The 22,638-nt window shown below is 69.3% G+C and carries 18 protein-coding genes; 14 read left to right on the forward strand and 4 right to left on the reverse strand.

Going from position 1 to position 22,638, the window contains the following annotated elements:
- The 5 genes from AC5Y31_RS20235 to AC5Y31_RS20255 all read left to right on the forward strand — a co-directional run bounded on the left by AC5Y31_RS20235 (nucleotide 1) and on the right by AC5Y31_RS20255 (nucleotide 4,787).
- The gene (locus AC5Y31_RS20235; protein ID WP_065022718.1) at nucleotides 1–1,263 is read left to right on the forward strand and encodes a cysteine desulfurase; all 1,263 of its coding nucleotides are present in this window, start codon (nucleotides 1–3) and stop codon (nucleotides 1,261–1,263) included.
- Between the two features lie 4 nt (nucleotides 1,264–1,267).
- Nucleotides 1,268–1,765 (forward strand): Fe-S cluster assembly sulfur transfer protein SufU, encoded by a 498-nt coding sequence (gene sufU / locus AC5Y31_RS20240; protein ID WP_499982507.1) that lies wholly within the window; start codon nucleotides 1,268–1,270, stop codon nucleotides 1,763–1,765.
- A complete protein-coding gene (locus tag AC5Y31_RS20245) occupies nucleotides 1,762–2,103 on the forward strand; it encodes a metal-sulfur cluster assembly factor (protein ID WP_064853875.1) in 342 nt (113 codons plus the stop codon). The genes sufU and AC5Y31_RS20245 overlap by 4 nt, the downstream gene beginning before the upstream one ends.
- Nucleotides 2,104–2,118: 15 nt before the next feature.
- The gene (locus AC5Y31_RS20250; RefSeq protein ID WP_499982509.1) at nucleotides 2,119–2,931 is read left to right on the forward strand and encodes an MBL fold metallo-hydrolase; all 813 of its coding nucleotides are present in this window, start codon (nucleotides 2,119–2,121) and stop codon (nucleotides 2,929–2,931) included.
- Nucleotides 2,932–3,050: 119 nt separating this feature from the next.
- Nucleotides 3,051–4,787: an amidohydrolase gene (locus tag AC5Y31_RS20255; protein WP_499982511.1), complete on the forward strand. Its 1,737-nt coding sequence runs from the start codon at nucleotides 3,051–3,053 to the stop codon at nucleotides 4,785–4,787.
- A 30-nt stretch (nucleotides 4,788–4,817) separates the two neighbouring features.
- Here the strand turns inward: AC5Y31_RS20255 and AC5Y31_RS20260 are convergent, their stop codons facing one another.
- Together AC5Y31_RS20260 and AC5Y31_RS20265 are read right to left on the reverse strand one after the other, a co-directional pair.
- Complete coding sequence (locus AC5Y31_RS20260) at nucleotides 4,818–9,620, reverse strand: cation-translocating P-type ATPase (protein WP_499982515.1); 4,803 nt, start codon at nucleotides 9,618–9,620, stop codon at nucleotides 4,818–4,820.
- A gap of 258 nt (nucleotides 9,621–9,878) precedes the next feature.
- On the reverse strand, nucleotides 9,879–10,532 hold the full coding sequence (locus AC5Y31_RS20265; RefSeq protein ID WP_499982517.1) for a DUF5666 domain-containing protein: 654 nt from the start codon (nucleotides 10,530–10,532) through the stop codon (nucleotides 9,879–9,881).
- Nucleotides 10,533–10,709: 177 nt separating this feature from the next.
- Here AC5Y31_RS20265 and trxA point away from each other — a divergent pair, with 177 nt between their 5' ends.
- The 4 genes from trxA to AC5Y31_RS20285 all read left to right on the forward strand — a co-directional run bounded on the left by trxA (nucleotide 10,710) and on the right by AC5Y31_RS20285 (nucleotide 13,895).
- On the forward strand, nucleotides 10,710–11,084 hold the full coding sequence (gene trxA, locus AC5Y31_RS20270; protein WP_499982519.1) for a thioredoxin: 375 nt from the start codon (nucleotides 10,710–10,712) through the stop codon (nucleotides 11,082–11,084).
- 26 nt (nucleotides 11,085–11,110) lie between these two features.
- Nucleotides 11,111–11,932 (forward strand): enoyl-CoA hydratase, encoded by an 822-nt coding sequence (locus AC5Y31_RS20275; protein ID WP_499982522.1) that lies wholly within the window; start codon nucleotides 11,111–11,113, stop codon nucleotides 11,930–11,932.
- Between the two features lie 36 nt (nucleotides 11,933–11,968).
- A complete protein-coding gene (locus tag AC5Y31_RS20280; protein WP_499982524.1) occupies nucleotides 11,969–13,606 on the forward strand; it encodes an ABC-F family ATP-binding cassette domain-containing protein in 1,638 nt (545 codons plus the stop codon).
- A 100-nt stretch (nucleotides 13,607–13,706) separates the two neighbouring features.
- Nucleotides 13,707–13,895, forward strand: a complete 189-nt coding sequence (locus AC5Y31_RS20285; RefSeq protein ID WP_499982565.1) for a helix-turn-helix domain-containing protein — start codon at nucleotides 13,707–13,709, stop codon at nucleotides 13,893–13,895.
- Nucleotides 13,896–13,907: 12 nt separating this feature from the next.
- On the opposite strand, the gene AC5Y31_RS20290 is transcribed toward AC5Y31_RS20285, so the two are convergent.
- Nucleotides 13,908–14,471 carry a TetR/AcrR family transcriptional regulator gene (locus AC5Y31_RS20290; RefSeq protein ID WP_499982525.1) on the reverse strand — a complete coding sequence of 188 codons (564 nt, stop codon included), beginning with the start codon at nucleotides 14,469–14,471 and terminating at the stop codon, nucleotides 13,908–13,910.
- A gap of 23 nt (nucleotides 14,472–14,494) precedes the next feature.
- The gene (gene acnA, locus AC5Y31_RS20295; protein WP_499982527.1) at nucleotides 14,495–17,317 is read right to left on the reverse strand and encodes an aconitate hydratase AcnA; all 2,823 of its coding nucleotides are present in this window, start codon (nucleotides 17,315–17,317) and stop codon (nucleotides 14,495–14,497) included.
- Nucleotides 17,318–17,452: 135 nt separating this feature from the next.
- Here acnA and AC5Y31_RS20300 point away from each other — a divergent pair, with 135 nt between their 5' ends.
- The 5 genes from AC5Y31_RS20300 to AC5Y31_RS20320 all read left to right on the forward strand — a co-directional run bounded on the left by AC5Y31_RS20300 (nucleotide 17,453) and on the right by AC5Y31_RS20320 (nucleotide 22,571).
- Nucleotides 17,453–18,004, forward strand: coding sequence for an Rv1476 family membrane protein (locus AC5Y31_RS20300; RefSeq protein WP_065022707.1), 552 nt, complete (start codon nucleotides 17,453–17,455; stop codon nucleotides 18,002–18,004).
- Between the two features lie 242 nt (nucleotides 18,005–18,246).
- The gene (gene ripA / locus AC5Y31_RS20305) at nucleotides 18,247–19,662 is read left to right on the forward strand and encodes an NlpC/P60 family peptidoglycan endopeptidase RipA (protein WP_499982529.1); all 1,416 of its coding nucleotides are present in this window, start codon (nucleotides 18,247–18,249) and stop codon (nucleotides 19,660–19,662) included.
- Between the two features lie 74 nt (nucleotides 19,663–19,736).
- Nucleotides 19,737–20,369 carry an NlpC/P60 family peptidoglycan endopeptidase RipB gene (ripB, locus tag AC5Y31_RS20310; RefSeq protein ID WP_499982567.1) on the forward strand — a complete coding sequence of 211 codons (633 nt, stop codon included), beginning with the start codon at nucleotides 19,737–19,739 and terminating at the stop codon, nucleotides 20,367–20,369.
- 121 nt (nucleotides 20,370–20,490) lie between these two features.
- Entirely contained in the window at nucleotides 20,491–21,600 is a 1,110-nt protein-coding gene (moxR1, locus tag AC5Y31_RS20315) for a chaperone MoxR1 (protein ID WP_499982530.1), read from the forward strand.
- A 59-nt stretch (nucleotides 21,601–21,659) separates the two neighbouring features.
- The gene (locus tag AC5Y31_RS20320; RefSeq protein ID WP_065022787.1) at nucleotides 21,660–22,571 is read left to right on the forward strand and encodes a DUF58 domain-containing protein; all 912 of its coding nucleotides are present in this window, start codon (nucleotides 21,660–21,662) and stop codon (nucleotides 22,569–22,571) included.
- Nucleotides 22,572–22,638 lie beyond the last annotated feature (67 nt).

A 22,638-nucleotide genomic window follows, 5' to 3' on the forward strand; every position in this document is an offset into this window, starting at 1 on the left:
ATGACACTTTCGGTCAGTCGTCCGGCGGCGCCGGACCTGGACGCGATCCGGGCGGACTTCCCGATCCTGAATCGCGTCATGCGCGGCGGAAGCCGACTGGCCTATCTCGATTCCGGCGCCACCTCGCAGCGCCCGCTGCAGGTGCTCGACGCCGAGCGGGACTTCCTGCTGAACTCCAACGGTGCGGTGCACCGCGGCGCGCATCAGCTGATGGAGGAGGCCACCGACGCCTACGAGGACGGTCGGTCCGCCATCGAGAGCTTCGTGGGCGCCGGCCCGGACGAGTTGGTGTTCACCAAGAACGCCACCGAATCGCTGAACCTGGTGTCCTATGCGCTCGGCGACGACCGCTTGGAGAACGCGGTCGGCCCGGGCGACGTCATCGTCACCACCGAGCTGGAGCACCACGCCAACCTGATTCCGTGGCAGGAGCTGGCGCGGCGCACCGGTGCGACGTTGCGGTGGTACGAGGTGACGCCCGACGGGCGTATCGACCTGGACTCGCTCAAGCTCGATGAGCGGGTGAAAGTCGTTGCGTTCACCCATCATTCGAATGTGACCGGGGCACTGGCGCCGGTCGCCGAACTGGTGTCGCGAGCCAAGGCCGTCGGCGCGCTGACCGTGTTGGACGCCTGCCAGTCCGTGCCGCACCAGCCGGTCGACCTGCATGGACTCGGTGTTGATTTCGCGGCGTTCTCGGGTCACAAGATGCTGGGCCCCAACGGCATCGGGGTGCTCTACGGCCGCCGCGAGCTGCTGGCGGCGCTGCCGCCGTTCCTCACCGGCGGATCGATGATCGAGACCGTGACGATGTCAACGAGCACGTACGCGCCGCCGCCGCAACGTTTCGAGGCCGGTACACCGATGACCTCGCAGGTGGTCGGGCTGGCCGCGGCCGCGCGCTACCTGGACGCGATCGGGATGGACGTGGTGGAGGCTCACGAGCACGAGCTGGTGGCCGCCACCCTCGAGGGCCTCGCTGAAATCGACGGGGTGCGCATCGTCGGGCCGACGACGATGACCGACCGCGGGTCGCCCGTCTCGTTCGTGATCGACGGCGTGCACGCCCACGATGTCGGGCAGGTGCTCGACGACGACGGTGTCGCGGTGCGGGTGGGCCACCACTGCGCCATGCCGTTGCACCGCAAGTTCAATGTGGCGGCCACCGCCCGGGCGTCGTTCGCGGTGTACAACACCCATGACGAGGTCGAGCGACTGCTGGCGGGAATCCGCCGGGCCGTGAAATTCTTCGGCGGAGTGTGACCGGATGCGTCTGGAGCAGTTCTATCAGGAAGTGATCCTCGATCACTACAAGCACCCGCAGCACCGCGGTCTGCGGGAGCCGTACGGCGCCGAGGTGCACCACGTCAACCCGACCTGCGGTGACGAGTTGACGCTGCGGGTGGCGCTGTCGGCCGGCGGTGAGCAGATCGCCGACATCTCCTACGACGGGCAGGGCTGCTCGATCTCGCAGGCGGCCACCTCAGTGCTGGCCTCCGAGGTGATCGGATTGACTGTGCCGCAAGCCTTGTCAAAGTTCGACGCGTTCCACGAGATGATCTCGTCGCGGGGGACCGTGGCGGGCGACGAGGACGTGCTCGGCGACGGTGTCGCGTTCGCCGGGGTGGCCAAGTACCCGGCGCGGGTCAAGTGCGCGCTGCTCGGCTGGATGGCGTTCAAAGACGCGCTGGCCCAAGCGCTCGCGAATACGGAAGAACACGCGCTGGCATCCGCCAGTGTGACAACCCAGGAGATGAAGCAATGAGCGAAACCGCACCCGAGGAGCTGCTCGCCGAGGTCGAAGAGTCGATGCACGATGTCATCGACCCCGAGATCGGCATCAACGTCATGGACCTGGGACTGGTCTATGACTTGTCGATCCGGCAGGACGAGGACGGTTCCGCCGCCGTGGTGACCATGACGCTCACCTCGCCGGCCTGCCCGCTGCAGGACATGATCGCCGAGCAGGTCGAGAACGCGACCGTGGGCGCGGGCCTGGTCAAAAAGCTCGACCTGTCCTGGGTGTGGGAGCCGGCCTGGGGACCGGACAAGATCACCGACGAGGGCCGCGAGATGATGCGCGCCGTCGGCTTCACAGTCTAAAGCGGAGCCGGCCGCGTGTTCTGGCTGTGCCGGACATGCGGCGTCGAGCACGATGCCACGCCGGATGTCTGCGCGATCTGCGCCGACGAGCGGCAGTGGGTGCCGGCCGCGGGTCAGCAGTGGGCCACGCTTGAGGAGCTGGCCGCTGAGGGTGTGCGATCCACCGTTGCCACCCTGGAACCCGGGCTGATCGCGATCGGCAGCACCCCGCCGGTCGGCATCGGTCAGCTCGGCAAGCTGGTGTGCACCGCGGGCGGAAACGTGCTGTGGGACCCTTCAGGCTTTCTCGACGATGCCGCGGTGGCCGCGGTGACCGAGCACGGCCCAGTCGTTGGGATCGTCGCGAGCCATCCGCACATGTTCGGCGCGCAGGTCCAGTGGAGCCGCCGGCTCGGTGGGGTGCCGGTGTATGTCAACGCCGCCGACGCGCCGTGGGTGATGCGACCGGACCCGGTGATCAGCTACTGGTCGGGCCGGTTGCAGCTCACGCCGACGCTGGCGGTCATCGAGGTCGGCGGCCACTTTCCCGGCAGTGCGGTGGCCTGCTGGGACGACGGCGCCGACGGGCGCGGTGTGCTGCTGGTCGGCGACACCATCTTCCCGAACCCGGACCGGCGCACCGTGGCCTTCCTGCGCAGCTATCCGAATCGGATTCCGTTGTCGGCCGCGGTGGCGCACCGGATGGCCGACACCCTGGCGGACCTGCGCTTCGACCGTATTTACGGGCTGGTGGACAACGCTATCGACACCGACGGCGCCGCCGCGGTCCGGTTCTCGGCGGACCGGCACGCCGCGTGGGCGCGCGGTGACCACGACGACCTGACCTGATGCCGCCCCCGGGTGGCTGGTCGGTGGAAGCGGGCGGGTCGCTGCCATACTCGTCGCGTGAACCGCATAAGGCCGTGGGCGGCGGCGGTCGACTGCGACTGAGGAAGAACAGACACACGGTGACGACGAGCAGGCGACGGTTCCTGGCGGGGATGGCCGCTGCGGCGGCCGGCACGGCAGTCGGCGGGCTCGCGGGATGCGGATCGCGCGGCCCGGGCGCCGACACCATCTTCATCGGCGGTCCGGTGGTGACAGTGGCGCCGGGGCGTCCTGAGGCCGAGGCACTCGCGGTTACCGGAGCGCGGATCAGCAAGGTGGGCACGGCCGATGAGGTGCTGGCGCTGCGAGGGTCGGAGACCAAGGTCATCGACCTGCGCGGGCGGGCCTTGCTGCCGGCGTTCGTGGAACCGCACGGCCACCCGTTCGAGATGGGCACCACCTTGGCGCCGCCGGCCATCGATGTGCGGCCGTTCACGGTCTCGACCGCCGGCGGCGTGTTCGAAAAGCTCAACGAGGCCGTAGCCGACACGCCCAAGGGCCAGCCGATCCTGCTCAACGGGGTGGACCCGCTGCTGCAGACCGGACTGGGGCCGTTCACCCGCACCGAGCTGGACCGGCTGGCCCCGCACAACCCCGTCGTCATCATCACCAACAGCGGCCACGCCGGCTACGCCAACACCGCCGCGTTCGCCGCGGCCGGGATCACCAAGACCACCCCCAACCCGGCCGGGGCGCAGTATCTGCACAGCCCCGACGGGCAGCTGAGTGGCGAGGTGCGCGAGGCGGCGGCGCTGATGGCGCTGACCGCGCCGTTCTCCGGTGCGATCATGGCCAACGCCGGCGACAACCTGCGCTGGGCCTACGCCCAGCTGGCCCGCGCGGGTATCGCGACCGCCACCGAGCATTCCTACGATGCGCGTTCGCAATCCGAGGTGTTCGGCAAGCTGGCCCAGCAGTCCGACTGCGCGGTGCGCGTGCGTGCCTATGAGATCGGGACGGCCGAGCTTGCCGAGGATTCGAACAATGTGCGCGGCAAGCGGGCCGGCGCGGACGTGCTGTTCGACAAGATCGGGATGAAGATCTGGGCCGACGGATCGCCGTGGCAGGGCAACATCTTCACCACGTTCCCGTACCTGACCAACGCCACCACGGCGCGCATGGGGCTGGGCCCCGATCATCGCGGCGGGATGAATTACCCGCCCGAGCAGATCCAGCAGCTGGCGAAGGCGTTCATCGATCAGCGCTGGCAGGTCTCCTGCCATGTGCATGGTGACGCCGCGATCGACGTCGTGCTGGACGCCTTCGAACAGGCGCAGGTGCCGCCGGCACTGCGGCCCCGGCTCGAACACGTCGGCGCCATGCGGCCCGATCAGTTCGCCCGCGCCGCGCGCCTGGGTGTCACCCCGAGCCTGTTCATCGAGCACATCTACTTTTGGGGAGATGTGTTGGTGGACAAGCTATTCGGTCCGGATCACGGGGCACACTGGATGTCGGCGCGCTCGGCTTTCGATGCGGGGCTGCGCGTTTCGTTCCACAACGACGGCACCGTCACCCCGCCCGACCCGATCGGCAACATCGCCACCGCGGTGAACCGGGTCGCCAAGGGCAGCGGCGGCCGGGTGCTGGCCCCCGAGCAGCGCATCAGTGTCGACGCGGCGCTGCGGGCGCAGACGTTGAACGCTGCCTGGCAGCTGCGGCTGGACACCGAGATCGGCAGCCTGGAGCAAGGCAAGTACGCCGATCTGGTGGTGCTCTCGCACAATCCACGTCGGGTGCCGCCGACCGACCTGCGCGACGTCGCGGTCGAGGCGACCTACCTGATGGGCCGGCAGACCTACGGGAAGGTGCTGGGGTAGCCGCGGGGCGGCTGTCTTGCTGCAGGGCCGCTAACCGGTATCGACGTCGGCGACTCCGATCGTTTTCGCCAGCGCAGTCGGCGCCAGCAGCGAAAGGGCAGTGGCGGCGCCGGTAGCGGCGCCCACCCCGGCCCAGGCGACCGGGCCCAGTGGCGTGCACCCGAAGAACTGGCTGATGACCGGGGTCTGGACGATTCCGACCAACACCACCGCGCTGCCCAGTGCAGTTGCCACCACCAGTGGGCTGTGCCGCCGCGTCAGGAGCGTCTGCACCAACTGCGTTCCGACCAGGGCGGTCAGCCCCATGGTGGCCGTCCGCCGCTCGGTGCCCGGCGTCCACCTCCCGATCGCCCAGGCGCCGGTTGCGCCCGCAGCGGTGACCGCGCCGCGGGTGATGATGTGGCGCATCAGCGACGCGTCCAGCGAGGGGGCCGGCGCCGAGAGGATCGCGCGCTGGTGGGCGCGTTCGGCCTCCTCCTCCGCCCGGTCGGGTCCCTCATCTTCGTCGGGTTGCGGGTACTGCGGGGTGACGGCCACTGCCAGCGCGGGGAACATGTCGGTGAGCAGGTTGACCAGCAGCAGTTGGCGGGTGCCCACCGGCGCTCGCCCGGAACCCAGCGCGGTCCCGATGATCGTGAACAACACCTCGCCGACGTTGCCACCGACCAAGACGCCAACCGCATCGCGCACGCCGGTCCACATGCCGCGGCCCTCGACCAACGCGTCGAGCAGCACCCCCAGATCATCTTCGGTCAGCACGATGTCGGCGGCCCCGCGGGCCGCCGACGAACCGCGACCGCTGACGCCTACGCCCACGTCGGCCATCCGGATCGCCGCGGCGTCGTTGGCACCGTCGCCGACCATCGCAGTCACCTGTCCACTGCGCTGCAGCGCGGCGACGATCTGCACTTTTTGTTCCGGAGTGACCCGGGCGAAGACCTGGGCGTCGGCGACGAGATTGGTGAAGCCTTCCTCGTCGACGACGGCGAGTTCGGCTCCGGTGACCTCTGGTGCGTCCGGGGGCAGACCCAGTTGACGGGCGATGGCCCGTGCGGTCACCGGGTGATCCCCGGTGATCAGCACGACCTTGTGCTTGGCATCGCCCAGTGCTTCGATCAGCGGCCGTGCCGACGGCCGTAGCGTGTCGGCCAGCCCGATGAAGCCGATCAACTCCAGATTCTTGGCCACCGCATCCACGGCGTCGGCATCGGTGTCGGTCTCCGAGGCGGTAGGCCCGTCCCAGCTGCGCTGCGCCACTGCGAGTACCCGCAACCCCTGTTCGGCGAGGCTGGCCACCAGGGTCTCCGCGCGGTCGTACCCGCCGTCCGGATCGGCGAAACGACAGCGCGGCAGGATGACTTCCGGTGCACCTTTGATCATCAGTATCGGCGGGTTGGTGTCTGGCCGGCCGATCGTGGCGGCGTAGCCGCGAGTCGACTCGAACGGAACCTCGGCAAGCACTGTCCATCCCGAACCAACAGGGTCGGCAAGCGACTCTGCTGCAGTGAGAATGGCCTCGTCGGTGGCGTGCGCATGGCCCTGCCCCTCACGCGGCTGGGTGCAGGCCCGCGCCGCGGCCCGAAGTGCCCGGGTATCAAGGCCGTCGGCGTCTCCCGGGGCGGCTGTGGGCGCCACACTGCGCACCACTTGCAGCCGATTCTCGGTCAGGGTGCCGGTCTTGTCGAAACAGACGGTCTCGATCCGGCCCAGCGCTTCGACGGCGCGTGGGGTTCGAACCAACACCCCGTGGCGCGAAAGCCGTTGGGCAGCAGCCAGTTGCGCCAGGGTCGCCACCAGCGGCAGACCCTCCGGGACCGCGGCCACCGCGATCGCCACCCCGTCGGCCACCGCTTGGCGCAGCGGTCCGCGGTGCAGCAAAGCCAAACCCGTCACCGCTGCGCCGCCGGCCAGCGTCATCGGCAGCACTTTGGCCGTCAACTCACGCAGCCGGGCCTGCACTCCGGCCGCCGTTTCGACGTCGGCGATCGCCGAAATCGCCCGGCGCGCAGCGGTGCCGGCGCCGGTGGCGACCACGATCGCCCGGGCATGCCCGGCGATGATCGTGCTGCCCTCGAACAGCATGCTGGCCCGTTCGGGGTCGGCGACGGCGACGGGATCGACCTGTTTGTCCACCGGCAGCGACTCGCCGGTGAGCGAGGATTCGTCGACCTCGAGGTCGTCGGCCGTCAACAGGCGGGCATCCGCGGGCACCACATCGGGAGCGGCCAGGTCGATGATGTCGCCAGGCCGCAGCGATTTCGCGGTCACCGTCACCGTGCGCCGGGAGGTCCGCCCCGCTTTCAGCCGGCGTTGTGTCGTCGCTACCGGGGGCAGAACGACGCGGCGCGCCACGGTTTTCTGTTCGGCGAAGAGTTCGGCGACCGCCGCTTCGGCGCGCACCCGTTGCGTCCCGCCGACCAGGGCATTGGCGGTCATCACGCCCGCGACCAGCAGGGCGTCGATGTTGCTGCCGACGATCGCCGACGCTGCGGCTCCTACCGCCAGAATCGGGGTCAGCGGATCGGCAAGCTCTTCGCGCGTCGCGGTCAGCAGCCGCCCCACGCGAGCTGCCGGGCCGCGCAACGGTGCCACCACCGAGTGATCGGAGAGGTCTCCCAGGGCGCGGCGCCAGACCGGCGTACCGACCTCGACGGCTAGCGGCCGCGCCGACCCGGTCAGCCGCGAATAGACGATCTCCGGATCCAGGGCATGCCAGGCGGTGAGCGGCTGCGGGGTGGGGTCGGGCTGGCTCAACACTTTGCGCGCGGACAGGGAGCCGGCCACCAACGCGGCCGCACCGGCCGCGTTCACCGGATCGAGCCAGCGCCGCAGGCTCAGCGGACCCGGTTTGCCCCGGGAGTCTCCGGCGACCAGCAACAGCCCCGACAGCGTGCTGCCGCCCTGGGCGAGCCGCACTGCTGATTCGCTGGCGCGCCGGGCCACCGGCAGCGCCGACAGGATCCGGACTGCGGCAGCCAAGTCGGTGCCGGTGATGATGTCCGCGCTCCACGGGGTGGCTGCCTGCGGGTCGTCGAGGGCCACCCCCACATCGGCGATGGCCAGCGCCGCCAGCGTGTCGGTCGAGGCGAAGTCACGGTGCAGTGCGGTGATCAGCAAGACCGGCCCGCGGTCGGCACGCAGTTCGCGGACCAACTTCAGCAGCGGCGTACCGGCGGGGTGACTGGCGGCGACGCTGGCGGTCAGATCCTGAGTGCCGGCCACATGGCGCAGTACCACCCGCGCTCCGGTCCGATGCGCGGTCTGCAGGAGTGGCACCGCGAACGGATCGACTTCCCAGCCGATCTTGACCCTGCCGACGGTGTCGCCGTCGACGACCAGATCGGCGCGTTCCAGCCCCTGCACCGGCGCCGCGGACGGCTGCGACCGGACCCACCGCAGCCGAGCGCCGGTAGCCGGTAACTCGTCCGGGTCGGGGTCGGGTGCCTGTTCGCCGTGCAGTAATGCGTCGGCGACTTCATAGACCCGGTCCTCGTCCCAGCCGGGCATCTCGCCACGCGCATGCAGCACCGCGCGCGCGTCACCGCGCAGCGCCGCACCGTCGACGACGATGACCTTCACCCGATCCAGCCGGCGCAGGGCACCCGGGTCCAACACGAGTTGTCCGGCGTCGGCCAGGCCGCGGCCGAGCACCGCACCGAACGCCTGCCGGCCCAGATGCGCTGCTTTCGGAACCCCGGCCAGAATCGCGCCGGCCGCCTCGTCGGCGCCGCCGCCGGCCAACAGCGCACCGGCTGCGGCGATCAACGACGCATTGGCGGCCTGGTCGGCGTACTCTTCCACCGGCCCGGCCATCGCCCCCTTCGCCGTGTCGATAGCGGAATCGATGGCGCCGTCGACCATGACGTGCGAGGCCTCACCGGCCGCCGCGGCCGGCGAGTTGTGTCGGCGCGTGTGCGACTCGGGTCCGGCCGACGAAATGACCGGAACCACCGCGGCCTGCGGCCGTCTCGGCGACGCCAGTCGGGGTTCCCGCTCCTGCCACCGACGCCGATGAGCCGCGGCCTCGGAGATCTGCAGGCCGCGCTGGGCCAGATCCAGCAGCGGGGCACCGACGGCCTGCGTCAGCCCGTTGGTGGTCGCCAGCGAGGCGGCCAGCGCGAGATCGGTGCCGACACGGCCCAGCCGCGATTCCAGCATCGACACGATGCGCGGTTGGTGGCTGACGACGGCGGCGGCACCGCGAACGGCCAGCGGGGCGCCGGGCAGGCGGCCCACCCAGCCACCTACCGCGGCACCGACGGCTACCACGTCCATGACCGCGGCGGCCATCGGTACGAGCAACGCCAGCGGGTTACCCGGATCGGCGAACGGCGCGGTGCGCGACGCCGACCGCGGTGCCGACCGGCCCACCTTGGCGGCCACCGCACAGACCGCCACGCGGACCTCATCAAGCACCTCGTCGGAGTCGGCACCCGGCTCCAGATCGACCACCAGCCGGCCCAGTGCTCCCTCGATGTGTGCGCTGGCCACTCCGGCGATGGTGGCGACCGGTTGCTCGACCGCGTCGGCATTTTCATGCCAGAGCGAAAACGGCAGCAGTTGCTCAAGGTCCAGGTGCACCCGCTGCTTGCTGCGCCAGCGCACCGGCATGGCCGCGCTGGCACGGGAAGCGCCGCTCGAACCACCGAGGAAGCGGCCGGCGGATTGGCTCACCGACTCGACGGCCGGGCCCAGGAGCAACTGCACCGCATCGGTGGCACTGTCGCGCAACCGGGCGGTGCTTTCGGCTGCGTCCTTCACGCCGGCTCGCAGCAGCTGCACCGCACCATCGGTGATGCCACCGACAGCGGTGGCTATATCCGGCATCATCATTGCCTCACCCCTCGAGGACGTCGTCGCAAAAGCAGGTTGCGTACCAACCCATAGTGCCGTGATTGATCCTCGGCACCGTGCGACTCCGTTACGACGACCCGGTCGCAGCTAGGCGAAATCGCTGCGTCGCCGCGTGGGGAGGCCAGCGAGCGCGACGCCGGCCGCAAGCAGACGCATCAGATGATCGACGCGGTGTGGAAGCGGATCCGTGGGTGCGGATCCCGCTCGCGGAGAACGGGCCGGCGGGAGCCGGTCTCCCTACCGCGGCGGCTCGGGGCAGACACCACCGTCGGGGGCCCAGACCGAGATCCTGGTCGCCTGCAGCACGCCGTCGGCATCCCTGTCGCCGCGGGCCGCGACGCACTTGCCGTCGCTGATCACCCCGGCGCCGGCTGTGACCATCCGGCGCAGGTGGGTGTCGTCGGTGACGGTCACGGTGGTCTGCCCGGCGGCGCCGGTCACGGTGATGGTGTTGCCGGCGACGGAGTCGACAACGCCGCGCACGCCCCGATGCGGTGCCGGCGGTGCCGGGGCGTCGGCGCCGCCCGGGCGCTGCGGGCACTTTCCGTCGACCGGAGTGCTGATCGCCACCCATTTCGCCGAGATCGCACCGCTGTCGGCCGGGGCGCTGTCGGGGGTGGCGCCGGCCTTGATGCAGGTGCCGGCGGTGATCTCGCCGAGCTGCGCAGGTACCGGCTCGACGATGCGGGTGGAGTCGCTGAAGGCCACCGTGGTGGCGCCGGCGGGCCTGGCCACCTCGAAGGTGCTGCCGGTCACCGAGGACACCGGGCCGATCACCCGGTCGCCTTCAGCGTGGGCCGGCGCCGGAACGAACAGCGCGGCAGCGAACAGCGCGGCGGCGCCGGTGAGCGTGCTCATCGCCGGGGCAAGGGTGCTGGGGCGAGCGGACATCAGCGTTTCTCCGATCGTCGATGTCGGCGACGGGTGTGCCGCCGGACAGGTGCTACCACCGTCACTGGCCGAGTTAGCGCACAGCTAGCTGTGTGCTGTGAGCCCGCTGTGTAAGCGGCTCCGCCACTGCCCAGTCGGGCCGGGAACACCACGGGAAGCCCGGGCGTTGGCCCAATCATGGCAACTCAAGACCTCACCGCAGCAAAATTCGAAGAAACCATTGCCGACAACGACATCGTGTTGGTCGACTTCTGGGCCTCTTGGTGCGGGCCGTGTAAATCCTTCGCGCCGACGTTCGAGTCCGCCTCCGACAAGCACCCCGACGTGGTTTTCGCCAAGGTCGACACCGAGGCCGAGCAGCAACTGGCCGCCGCCGCCCAGATCCGGTCCATCCCGACCCTGATGGCGTTCAAGAAGGGCACCCTGGTGTTCAACCAGGCCGGCGCGCTGCCGCCGGCGGCGCTGGAACACCTCGTCCAGCAGGTCAAGGACCTCGACGTCGAGGCTGCCCTGGCCGAGCAGGCGTCCCAGGACAAGCCAGAACAGGTCTGATCCGCCGCACGCGATAGCGTGCAACCGTGACCGCCGCATCCGAGTACGTCGTCGTCGAACGCCCCCGTCCGCAGGTCGCTCTGATCACGCTGAACCGCCCGGAGCGGATGAACTCGATGGCGTTCGACGTGATGGTGCCGCTGCGCGACGTGTTGACGCAGATCAGCTACGACAACGCGGTGCGGGTGGTGGTGCTGACCGGGGCGGGCCGGGGATTCTCCTCGGGCGCCGACCACAAGTCCGCCGGTTCGGTGCCGCACGTGGCCGGGCTGACCCGGCCCAGTTTCGGGTTGCGGTCGATGGAGCTGCTCGACGACATCATCTTGGCGCTGCGCCGGCTGCACCAGCCGGTGATCGCCGCGGTCAACGGCGCGGCGATCGGCGGTGGACTCTGCCTGGCACTGGCAGCCGACATCCGGGTCGCCGCGACGGACGCCTACTTCCGGGCGGCCGGCATCAACAACGGCCTGACCGCCAGCGAACTGGGCCTGAGCTACCTGCTCCCGCGGGCGATCGGGGCGTCGCGGGCGTTCGAGATCATGCTCACCGGCCGCGACGTCGACGCTGCCGAGGCCGAGCGGATCGGCTTGGTCTCCCGGGTGGTCGAGCAGCCGGATCTGCTGGACACCTGCTATGAGCTGGCCGAGCGGATCGCCGGGTTCTCCCGGCCGGGCACCGAACTGACCAAGCGGACGCTGTGGAGCGGACTCGATGCCGGTAGTCTGGAGGGGCATATGCAGGCCGAGGGCCTTGGACAGCTCTATGTGCGCCTGTTGACCAGCAACTTCGAAGAAGCCGTCGCTGCGCGCGCCGAGAAGCGCCCACCGGCCTTCACTGACGACAAGTAATCAGCACCGACGACAAATAGCAACAGGAGTACGTGCGTGATAACCGCTACGGACCTGGAGGTCCGCGCCGGAGCGCGCACCCTGCTCGACTCGGTCGGATCGGTGTTGCGGGTGCAGCCCGGCGACCGGATCGGTCTGGTCGGTCGCAACGGCGCCGGCAAGACCACCACGCTGCGCATCCTGGCCGGTAAGGGCGAGCCGTACGCGGGCACCATCGCCCGTACCGGCGAGGTCGGCTATCTGCCGCAGGATCCCCGGGAAGGCAATCTCGAGGTCCTGGCCCGGGACCGGGTGCTCTCGGCCCGCGGCCTCGACACCATCCTGGCCGACCTGGAGAAGCAGCAGGTGTTGATGGCCGAAGTCGTCGACGACGCCGCGCGGGACCGCGCCATCCGCCGCTACGGCCAACTCGAGGAGCGGTTCGCCGCGCTGGGCGGCTATGCCGCCGAGAGCGAAGCGGGCCGGATCTGCACCAGCCTGGGCCTGCCGGAGCGGGTGCTGACCCAGCCGCTGCGCACCCTGTCCGGCGGCCAGCGCCGCCGGGTGGAATTGGCGCGCATCCTGTTCGCCGCCGGCGAGGGCGGGGCAGGGGGAGCAGGCTCGGACACCACGCTGCTGCTCGACGAACCGACCAACCACCTCGACGCCGATTCGATCGGCTGGCTGCGCGACTTCTTGAAGAACCACAGCGGGGGACTGGTGCTGATCAGTCACGACGTGGATCTGCTGGCCGACGTGGTCAACCGGGTGTGGTTTCTCGACGCGGTACGCGGTGAAGCCGACGTCTACAACATGGGCTGGCAGAAGTACCTCGACGCCCGGGCCACCGATGAGCAGCGCCGCCGCCGCGAGCGCGCCAACGCCGAACGCAAGGTCGCCGCGCTGCGCACCCAGGCCGCGAAACTGGGCGCCAAGGCCACCAAAGCCGTTGCCGCGCAGAACATGTTGCGTCGCGCCGACCGGATGCTGGCCGCCCTGGACGAGGAACGGGTCGCCGACAAGGTGGCCAGGATCAAGTTCCCGACTCCGGCCGCGTGCGGAAAAACTCCGCTGATGGCCAGCGGCCTGACCAAGATGTACGGCTCGCTGGAGGTGTTCAGCGGCGTGGACCTGGCCATCGACCGCGGATCGCGGGTGGTCGTGCTGGGCCTCAACGGTGCCGGCAAGACCACGCTGCTGCGCGTGCTGGCCGGAGTTGAAACCCCCGATGCCGGTCAGCTCGAGCCCGGGCACGGCTGCAAGATCGGCTACTTCGCCCAGGAACACGACACCATCGATAACGCAGCGACGGTGTGGGAGAACACAGTTCACGCCGCACCGAACACCTCCGAACAGGATCTGCGCGGACTGCTGGGCGCGTTCATGTTCACCGGGGCGCAGTTGGACCAACCGTCCGGCACGCTGTCCGGTGGTGAGAAGACCCGCCTGGCGCTGGCCGGGCTGGTGGCCTCGACCGCGAACGTGCTGTTGCTCGACGAGCCGACCAACAACCTCGACCCCGCCTCGCGGGAGCAGGTGCTCGACGCGCTGCGCAGCTACACCGGGGCCGTCGTGCTGGTCACCCACGACCCCGGGGCGGCCGAGGCGCTCGACCCGCAGCGGGTGGTGTTGCTGCCCGACGGCACCGAGGACCACTGGTCGACCGATTACCGGGATCTGATCGAGCTGGCCTGAGTGCCGGCTGTTTTTCGGCCAAAGCCGCCCGGTATCGCCGACGCCTTTTTACGCTGAACCCGTTGGGTCGGCGAGGGGATGGTGAGGGGACGTGGCCACGATGAAACCGGACAAGCTGCGCGATCGACAGCTGGTCGAGTTGCGTAACGCCTATGAGCGCGGGGCCAGCATCCGCACCCTGGCGGCCTCAACCGGGCGATCGTATGGATCCGTACACAGCATGCTGCTCGAGTCGGGGGTGGCGATGCGCAGCCGCGGCGGACCCAACCACCGCACCCGGTCGCGCTGACTTCTCGCGAAATCAGCGCTGCCGCACCGAATCCTCGACCAGATCGAGCACCGCGGACAGCCGCTGGGGGTCTTCGCCGGAGGCCAGCCGGGCCACCAGGCCGTCGAGCACCAGGTCTAGATAGGTGTGCAACACGTCGGCGGGAACGTCGCCGCGCAGCCGGCCGGCCAGCTTCTGCCGATTGAGCCGATCCGTTGTCGCAGCGGACAATTCAGCTGACCGCTCCGCCCAGCCACGGCTGAACTCGGGGTCGTGGCGCAGTTTGCGCGCGATCTCGAGCCGGGTCGCCAGCCAGTCGTACTGCTCGGGCGCGGCCAGCATGTCACGCATGACGCCGATCAGGCCGGCCCGGGCGGCCACCTCCGCCATCTGCGCGGCATCCTCTTGGGCCAGCTCGAAGAACAAGGTGTCCTTGTCGCGGAAGTGATGAAAGATCGCCCCCCGCGACAGCCCGACCGTCTGCTCCAGACGGCGCACCGTGGCCCCGTCGTAGCCGTAGGCGGCGAAGCACCGCCGCGCGCCGTCAAGGATCTGGCGACGCCGGGCCGCCAGGTGATCCTCGCTGACCCTGGGCATCAGCTGTTCGCCGCCTACGCGGGCTACTTCGAGGTCAGCATGTTGCGCAGCACGTACTGCAGGATGCCGCCGTTGCGGTAGTAATCGGCTTCACCGGGGGTGTCGATGCGCACCACCGCGTCGAATTCGACGGCACTGCCATCGGCCTTGGTGGCCTTGACATGCACCGTCTTCGGCGTCTTGCCCTTGTTGAGCTCCTCGATGCCGGTGATGTCGAAGACCTCGGTGCCGTCCAGCTTCAGCGACGCCGCCGACTCGCCGGCGGGGAACTGCAGCGGGATCACGCCCATGCCGATCAGGTTGGAGCGGTGGATGCGCTCGAACGACTCGGTGATCACCGCACGCACCCCCAACAGCACGGTGCCCTTGGCGGCCCAGTCGCGCGACGAGCCCGACCCGTATTCCTTGCCGCCCAGCACGACCAGCGGAATGTTCTGCGCCGCATAGTTCTGCGCGGCGTCGAAGATGAACTCCTGCGGGCCGCCGTCCTGGGTGAAGTCGCGGGTGTAGCCGCCGGACACAACTTCCCCCAATCCAGCGAGTACTTGGTTGCTTAGCCGGATGTTGGCGAACGTGCCGCGGATCATCACCTCGTGGTTGCCGCGCCGCGAACCCAGCGAGTTGTAGTCGCGGGGGGAGACCCCGTTGGCTTCCAGGTACTGGGCGGCCGGGGTGCCCTTCTTGATCGCACCGGCCGGGCTGATGTGGTCGGTGGTGACCGAATCACCCAGCAGCGCAAGGACCCGGGCGCCGGTGATGTCTTCGACCGGTGCCGGCTCGGCGGGCATGCCGTCGAAGTACGGCGCCTTGCGCACGTAGGTCGACTTCTCGTCCCAGGCGAAGGTGTTGCCCTCCGGGGTGGGCAGCGAGCGCCACCGCTCGTCGCCCTTGAACACGTCGGCATACGAGCTGGTGAACATGTCGCGGTCGATCGAGGAGGCGATGGTCTCCTGGATCTCGGCGGTGGAGGGCCAGATGTCGGTGAGGAACACGTCGTTGCCGTCGGTGTCCTGGCCCAGCGGCTGGGAGGCGAAGTCGAAGTCCATGGTCCCGGCGATGGCGTAGGCGATGACCAGCGGCGGGGAGGCCAGGTAGTTCATCTTCACGTCCGGCTGAATGCGGCCCTCGAAGTTGCGGTTGCCCGACAGCACCGCCGTCACCGACAGGTCGTTGTCGTTGATGGCCTTCGAGATCTCCTCGGGCAGCGGGCCGGTGTTGCCGATGCAGGTGGTGCAGCCGTAGCCGCCGAGGTAGAAGCCGAGCTTCTCCAGGTACGGCCACAGGCCGGCCTTGTTGTAGTAGTCGGTCACCACCTGCGAGCCCGGCGCCATGTTGGTCTTGACCCACGGCTTGGAGGTCAGGCCCTTCTCGACGGCCTTCTTGGCCAGCAGCGCCGCACCCAGCATCACCTCGGGGTTGGAGGTGTTGGTGCAGGAGGTGATCCCGGCGACGACGACGGCGCCGTGGTCGAGCACGAAGTCACCGCGCTCGGCCGAGGACACCTTGACCGGCTTGCTGGGCCGGCCGTCGCAGTTCTGCGCCGCCGAGGGCACCGCCGCGTCGTCGTCGGCGAAGGACAGCACCGCGGGGTCGGATGCCGGGAACGACTCTTCGACCGCCTCGTCGAGCTGACTGTGCGGGGCGTCGCGGTCCTCACCCACGTAGTTGTGAATGTCCTTGCGGAAGGCGGTCTTTGCGTCGGAGAGTTCGATGCGGTCCTGCGGGCGCTTGGGGCCGGCGATCGAGGGGACCACGGTGCCCAGGTCCAGTTCGATGTACTCGGAGTAGGCCGGCTCCCGGGCGGGGTCGTGCCACATGCCCTGAGCCTTGGCGTAGGCCTCCACCAGCGCCAGCTGCTGTTCGCTGCGGCCGGTCAGCCGCAGGTAGCTGATCGTCTCGTCGTCGATCGGGAAAATCGCTGCGGTGGAACCGAATTCGGGGCTCATGTTGCCCAGGGTGGCGCGGTTGGCCAGCGGCACCTCGGCGACGCCCTTGCCGTAGAACTCGACGAACTTGCCCACCACACCGTGCCGGCGCAGCATGTCGGTGACCGTGAGCACCACGTCGGTGGCGGTCACGCCCGGTTTGATCTCACCGGTCAGCTTGAACCCGACGACGCGGGGGATCAGCATCGACACCGGCTGACCCAGCATGGCGGCCTCGGCCTCGATGCCACCGACGCCCCAGCCGAGCACACCGAGGCCGTTGACCATGGTGGTGTGGCTGTCGGTGCCCACGCAGGTGTCCGGGTAGGCCACCCCGTCACGCACCATCACGGTGCGGGCCAGGTACTCGATGTTGACCTGGTGGACGATGCCGGTGCCCGGCGGGACGACCTTGAAGTCGTCGAAGGCGCCCTGGCCCCAGCGCAGGAACTGGTAGCGCTCGCCGTTGCGCTGGTACTCCAGTTCCACGTTGCGCTCGAAGGCGTCGGCGCGGCCGAACACGTCCAGGATCACCGAGTGGTCGATCACCAGCTCGGCCGGCGCCAGCGGGTTGACCTTCGCGGGGTCACCGCCCAAGGCGGCGACGGCTTCGCGCATGGTGGCCAGGTCGACGATGCAGGGCACGCCGGTGAAGTCCTGCATGACCACCCGGGCGGGGGTGAACTGGATCTCGACGCTGGGCTCGGCTTCCGGGTCCCAGTTGGCGATCGCGGTGATGTGGTCTTTGGTGATGTTGGCGCCGTCCTCGGTGCGCAGCAGGTTTTCGGCCAGCACCTTGAGGCTGTAGGGGAGTTTCTCGGTGCCCGGGACGGCGTCGAGGCGGTAGATCTGATATTCGTCGTCACCCACCGTCAGGGTGTCGCGGGCTCCGAACGAATTCACCGAATCTTTGCTGGTCACTTCAACTCCCCGAGATCGAGTTCTCCTCCATCGACGGGTCCGCGCCGACGGGCGTCATAAACCCTAACAGTACGGTTGTCCTGTATGAAGTAAGGATCACCTCACCTGAGCCGCACTTTGCTACCGTCATCGCTCGTGACCACCCCGCACCCGCCGGCCTATATTCCCGGCGAGCTCTGCATCACCGTCGGCCTCGACCCGGCCACTCCGCCGGACGAGTGCATGGCGCTGGTCAAGGTCGCCGTGGCCGTCGACGGGGTGAGCGCGCCGGCCGCCGACGTGCCGGCGCTGCGCAACGTGGTCGCCGACGCGGCGCGCGACGGTATCGACCTCAAGATCGTCGAGGTCGCCCGCAACCCGGGGATGGACACCGCGCTGCGCGACGTCGCCACGGTGGTGGGCTATGACTATCCCGATGCCACCGTGCTGGTGCTCAGTACTACCTACGTCGGCAGCTATAGCGGGCAGTTTCACCGCGCCAAATTGGAGGCCGCCGAAGACCACGCCAAAACCGGCGATGCGGTGACCTCGGCGCAGAATTTCGTCAATGAATTGAACAAGCCTGATCTGCCCTGGACGGGCCTGACGGTCGTACTGCTGATCGGGGTGGCGGCAGCGGCCGTCGGCACCCGCTTGCTGCAGCGGCGCAGCAAACGCGCCCTCGCTCGCGTCGACGCTCCTGAGTAGCGCGCTCACCTGCTGAAACGCATCTTCCTCGGCGATCCGTGATCGCTTCTATTCGCGTCGCTGCAAAGAACTAGGTCACCAGTCGGTCACAACCGGCTTAATTACAATAACGTAGTTTGTTACGAACGTTTCTCCAGTGACTGATGTGACGTATGGTTCAAAAGGCGTTGCTGTTGTAACTGTGCTTTGCCGCCGGTCGAAGCGTGGCTCCGCCTGCCCGAGTCCGAGGAGATCCAAGCCGAATGAGACGCATCCGCTGTGGCTCCGAGGTCTCGGTCTTCCCGCCGGTCGCCAGGCTCACCCGCACCGCCGCAGCGTCGGTGCTGAGCTCCGCGCTGCTGCTGGGAACCCCCGGACTGGCCGCGGCCCAACCGGCACCGGACCCCGACGGCATCGCCAGGTTGATCGCCGACGTCGCCGAGGCCAACCAGCAGCTGCAGGACCTGGGCGCCCAGATCGCCCAACAGAAGGAAAGCGTTAACAAGGCCCTGGTCGACCTGCAGACCGCGCGGGAAGACGCAACCTCGGCCCAACAGGAGGTGGAGGCCGGCCGGGCGGCGATCGTCGAAGCCGACGCCAAGATCGTGGCCGCCCAGAAGCGGTTCAACACCTTCGCCGCATCGACCTATGTCAACGGGCCCTCGGAGAGCTACCTGACCGCGACCGACCCGTCGGAGATGATCGCCACCGCGGCCGCCGGCCGGACCCTGGCGCTGTCCTCCCAGCAGGCATTGGACAACCTCAAGCGGGCCCGCACCGAGCAGCTGAACAAGGAGTCAGCGGCCCGGCTGGCCAAGCAGAAGGCCGACCAGGCGGTCGCCGACGCCCAGTCCAGCCAGGACGCCGCGGTGGCCTCGCTTACCGATACCCAGCGCAAGTTCGGCGAACAGCAGGGCGAGATCGACCGGCTGGCCGCCCAGCGCAACGAGGCCCAGGCCAAGCTCGCCGCCGCCCGCGGCCAGCAGCAGCCCCAGGAGGGGCCCGCGCCGGCAGGGGACCGGTGGGGCAACCCGGCCGGCCCGCCGGCCGCCAAGCGCGCCGAGATGTGGGACGGCCCATGGGATCCCACCTTGCCGGCGGTGCCCAGCGCCAACGTCCCCGGCGACCCGATCGCCGTCATCAACCAGGTGCTCGGAATCTCCCAGACCTCGGCGCAGGTGACCTCGAACCTGGGCCGCCAGTTTCTGCAGTCGATCGGGCTGGCCAAACCCGATGACACCGGCATCAACAACGGCAAAATTCCGCGGGTGTACGGCCGGCAGGCCTCCGAATACGTGATCCGCCGCGCCCTGTCGCAGCGCGGGGTGCCCTACTCCTGGGGCGGCGGCACCGCCGCGGGACCCGGCCGCGGTATCGGATCCGGTTCGGGGACCGTCGGGTTCGACTGCTCCGGGCTGATCCTTTACGCCTTCGCCGGGGTGGGCATCAAGCTGCCGCACTACTCGGGCTCGCAGTACAAGATGGGCCGCCAGATCCCGACCGCAATGGCGCGGCGCGGCGACGTCATCTTCTACGGCCCCGGCGGCAGCCAGCACGTGACGCTGTACCTAGGCAACGGCCTGATGCTCGAGGCCCCCGACGTGGGTCAGGTGGTGAAGGTGTCGCCGGTACGGAAAAGCGGCATGACGCCTTTTGTAGTCCGATACATCGAATACTGACGGTGGAGCGAATGCGACAGAGTGCACTACGTCTATCCCGGCTTATCGCCTCGCTGCTGGTGGCGGGCCCGGTGATGCTGGGTTTGGCCGCACCGGCCGCGGCGGAGCCGGGATGGGATCCCACCCTGCCGGCGACCATCAGCGCCGGGGCCCCCGGTGACCCGCTGGCGGTGGCCAACGCGTCGCTGCAGGCCACCGCGCAGGCCACCCAGACCACCATGGACCTGGGGCGCAAGTTCCTGTCCGGGCTCGGGTTCAACGTCGGCGAGCAGGCCAACGTGTCACCCGGTCAGCGGGTGCACGGCAAGCAGGCCATCGAATACGTCATCCGCCGCGCCGGCTCCCAGATGGGGGTGCCCTATTCGTGGGGTGGTGGTTCGCTCACCGGCCCCAGCAAAGGCATCGACTCCGGGGCGGGCACCGTCGGCTTCGACTGCTCGGGGCTGATGCGGTACGCGTTCGCCGGTGTCGGGGTGCTCATCCCGCGGTTCTCCGGCGACCAGTACAAGGCCGGTCGACAGATTCCGCCCAGCCAGGCCCGCCGCGGCGACCTGATGTTCTGGGGGCCCGGCGGCGGCCAGCACGTGGCGATGTTCCTCGGCGGCGGCAAGATGCTGGAGGCCTCCGGCAGCGCCGGCAAGGTCGTCGTCAGCCCGGTGCGCACGGCCGGCATGACGCCGTATCTGACCCGCATCATCGAGTACTGACGGCCCGTACGTCGACGGATGCTGCGAACCCTGGAATAGTGAAACGCGGGCACGACGCTGCCCCGCGGCCGTGTGCCGTGCAAGCAGTTGTGTCTGACCGACCTTTGTGGAGGATTTCTCGATGACGTCATCGGATGGGACGCCCGCGGGCGCCAGCGGTTTCCCCGGCCCGGAGGGCGCCCAGGGCCCCGGCTCAGGCCTGGCCGCCGACGTACACGCGCTGGAGCGGGCCATCTTCGAGGTCAAGCGCGTCATCGTGGGGCAGGACCAGCTCGTCGAGCGGATCCTGGTCGGGCTGCTGGCCAAGGGGCACGTGCTGCTCGAGGGCGTGCCCGGTGTCGCCAAGACCCTCGCCGTGGAGACCTTCGCCAAGGTGGTCGGCGGGTCGTTCGCGCGCATCCAGTTCACCCCGGACCTGGTGCCGACCGACATCATCGGTACCCGCATCTACCGGCAGGGCCGCGAGGAGTTCGACACCGAGCTCGGCCCGGTGATGGTCAACTTCCTGCTCGCCGACGAGATCAACCGGGCGCCGGCCAAGGTGCAGTCGGCGCTGCTGGAGGTCATGCAGGAGCGCAAGGTCTCCATCGGCGGCAAGACCATCCCGCTGCCCACCCCGTTCCTGGTGATGGCCACCCAGAACCCGATCGAGCACGAGGGCGTCTACCCGCTGCCGGAGGCGCAGCGCGACCGCTTCCTGTTCAAGATCAACGTCGGCTACCCCTCGCCGGAGGAGGAGCGCGAGATCATCTACCGGATGGGTGTCACCCCGCCGGAGCCCAAGCAGATCCTCAATCCCGGCGACCTGCTGCGGTTGCAGGGTCTGGCGGCCAACAACTTCGTGCACCACGCGCTGGTCGACTACGTGGTCCGGGTCATCACCGCGACGCGCCAGCCCGAGCAGTTCGGTATGCCCGATGTCAAGAACTGGCTGTCCTTCGGGGCCTCCCCGCGTGCCTCGCTGGGCATCATCTCCGCGTCCCGGGCGCTGGCGTTGGTGCGCGGGCGCGACTACGTGATCCCGCAGGACGTCATCGAGGTCATCCCCGATGTGCTGCGGCACCGGCTGGTGTTGTCCTACGACGCCCTGGCCGATGAGATCACCTCGGAGATCGTCATCAACCGGGTGCTGCAGACGGTGCCGCTGCCGCAGGTGAATGCCGTTCCGCAGCAGCCGCATTCGGTGTCGCCGGGTGCCCCGACCGCGGCGGCAGTGGCCAGCGGTCGGTGAGCGACGCGGGCACCGGGCAGGGCGCAGCAGACCCGGGAACCAGCACCGCGCCGCCGTCGATGCTGCGCGGCGGGATCCGTGACCCCAAGCTGGCGGCGGCGCTGCGCACCCTGGAACTGACGGTCAAACGCAAGCTCGACGGGGTGCTGCACGGCGACCACCTGGGCTTGATCCCCGGCCCGGGTTCCGAACCCGGCGAGTCGCGGCTCTACCAACCCGGCGACGACGTGCGCCGGATGGACTGGTCGGTCACCGCACGCACCACCCACCCGCACGTGCGCCAGATGATCGCCGACCGCGAGCTGGAGACCTGGCTGGTGATCGACATGTCGGCCAGCATGGATTTCGGCACCTCGACCTGTGAGAAGCGCGACCTGGCGGTGGCCGCGGCCGCGGCGATCGTCTTCCTCAACAGCGGCGGCGGTAACCGGCTGGGCGCGCTGGTGGCCAACGGCGAACGGGTGGTGCGGGTGCCGGCGCGCTCCGGGCGCAACCACGAGCAGACGCTGCTGCGCACCATCGCCACCGTGCCGCGGGCCCCGCTCGGGGTGCGCGGTGATCTGGCGGCGGCCATCGACGCGCTGCGCCGGCCCGAACGGCGGCGCGGCATGGCGGTCGTGATCAGCGACTTCCTCGGACCGGTCAACTGGATGCGCCCGCTGCGCGCGATCGCGGCCCGCCACGAGGTGCTGGGTATCGAGGTGCTCGACCCGCGTGACGTCGAACTGCCCGACGTCGGCGATGTGGTGTTGCAGGACACCGAATCCGGCGTCACCCGCGAGTTCACCATCGACGCCAAGCTGCGTGACGACTTTGCCCGGGCCGCAGCCGCCCACCGCGCCGACGTCGCACATGCGCTGCGCAGTTGCGGCGCCCCGTTGTTGTCGCTGCGCACCGACCGGGACTGGATCGCCGATATCGTCCGATTCGTCGAGTCACGCCGGCGCGGCGCGCTGGCGGGGATGCCGTGACGCTCACCTTCCCTCGGCGAACAGACGTGAAAGCCCCGATTTCAGCCACTGAATGGGGGCTTTCGCG

This window comes from Mycobacterium sp. NGS18 (assembly GCF_059813185.1).

Bases quoted from the DNA above. Each gene is read 5' to 3' on its own strand.
- AC5Y31_RS20235 (WP_065022718.1), top strand. From the start codon at position 1: ATGACACTTTCGGTCAGTCGTCCGGCGGCGCCGGACCTGGACGCGATC.
- sufU (WP_499982507.1), top strand. From the start codon at position 1,268: ATGCGTCTGGAGCAGTTCTATCAGGAAGTGATCCTCGATCACTACAAG.
- AC5Y31_RS20245 (WP_064853875.1), top strand. From the start codon at position 1,762: ATGAGCGAAACCGCACCCGAGGAGCTGCTCGCCGAGGTCGAAGAGTCG.
- AC5Y31_RS20260 (WP_499982515.1), bottom strand. From the start codon at position 9,620: ATGATGATGCCGGATATAGCCACCGCTGTCGGTGGCATCACCGATGGT.
- AC5Y31_RS20265 (WP_499982517.1), bottom strand. From the start codon at position 10,532: ATGTCCGCTCGCCCCAGCACCCTTGCCCCGGCGATGAGCACGCTCACC.
- trxA (WP_499982519.1), top strand. From the start codon at position 10,710: ATGGCAACTCAAGACCTCACCGCAGCAAAATTCGAAGAAACCATTGCC.
- AC5Y31_RS20285 (WP_499982565.1), top strand. From the start codon at position 13,707: ATGAAACCGGACAAGCTGCGCGATCGACAGCTGGTCGAGTTGCGTAAC.
- AC5Y31_RS20290 (WP_499982525.1), bottom strand. From the start codon at position 14,471: ATGCCCAGGGTCAGCGAGGATCACCTGGCGGCCCGGCGTCGCCAGATC.
- ripA (WP_499982529.1), top strand. From the start codon at position 18,247: ATGAGACGCATCCGCTGTGGCTCCGAGGTCTCGGTCTTCCCGCCGGTC.
- ripB (WP_499982567.1), top strand. From the start codon at position 19,737: ATGCTGGGTTTGGCCGCACCGGCCGCGGCGGAGCCGGGATGGGATCCC.
- moxR1 (WP_499982530.1), top strand. From the start codon at position 20,491: ATGACGTCATCGGATGGGACGCCCGCGGGCGCCAGCGGTTTCCCCGGC.
- AC5Y31_RS20320 (WP_065022787.1), top strand. From the start codon at position 21,660: ATGCTGCGCGGCGGGATCCGTGACCCCAAGCTGGCGGCGGCGCTGCGC.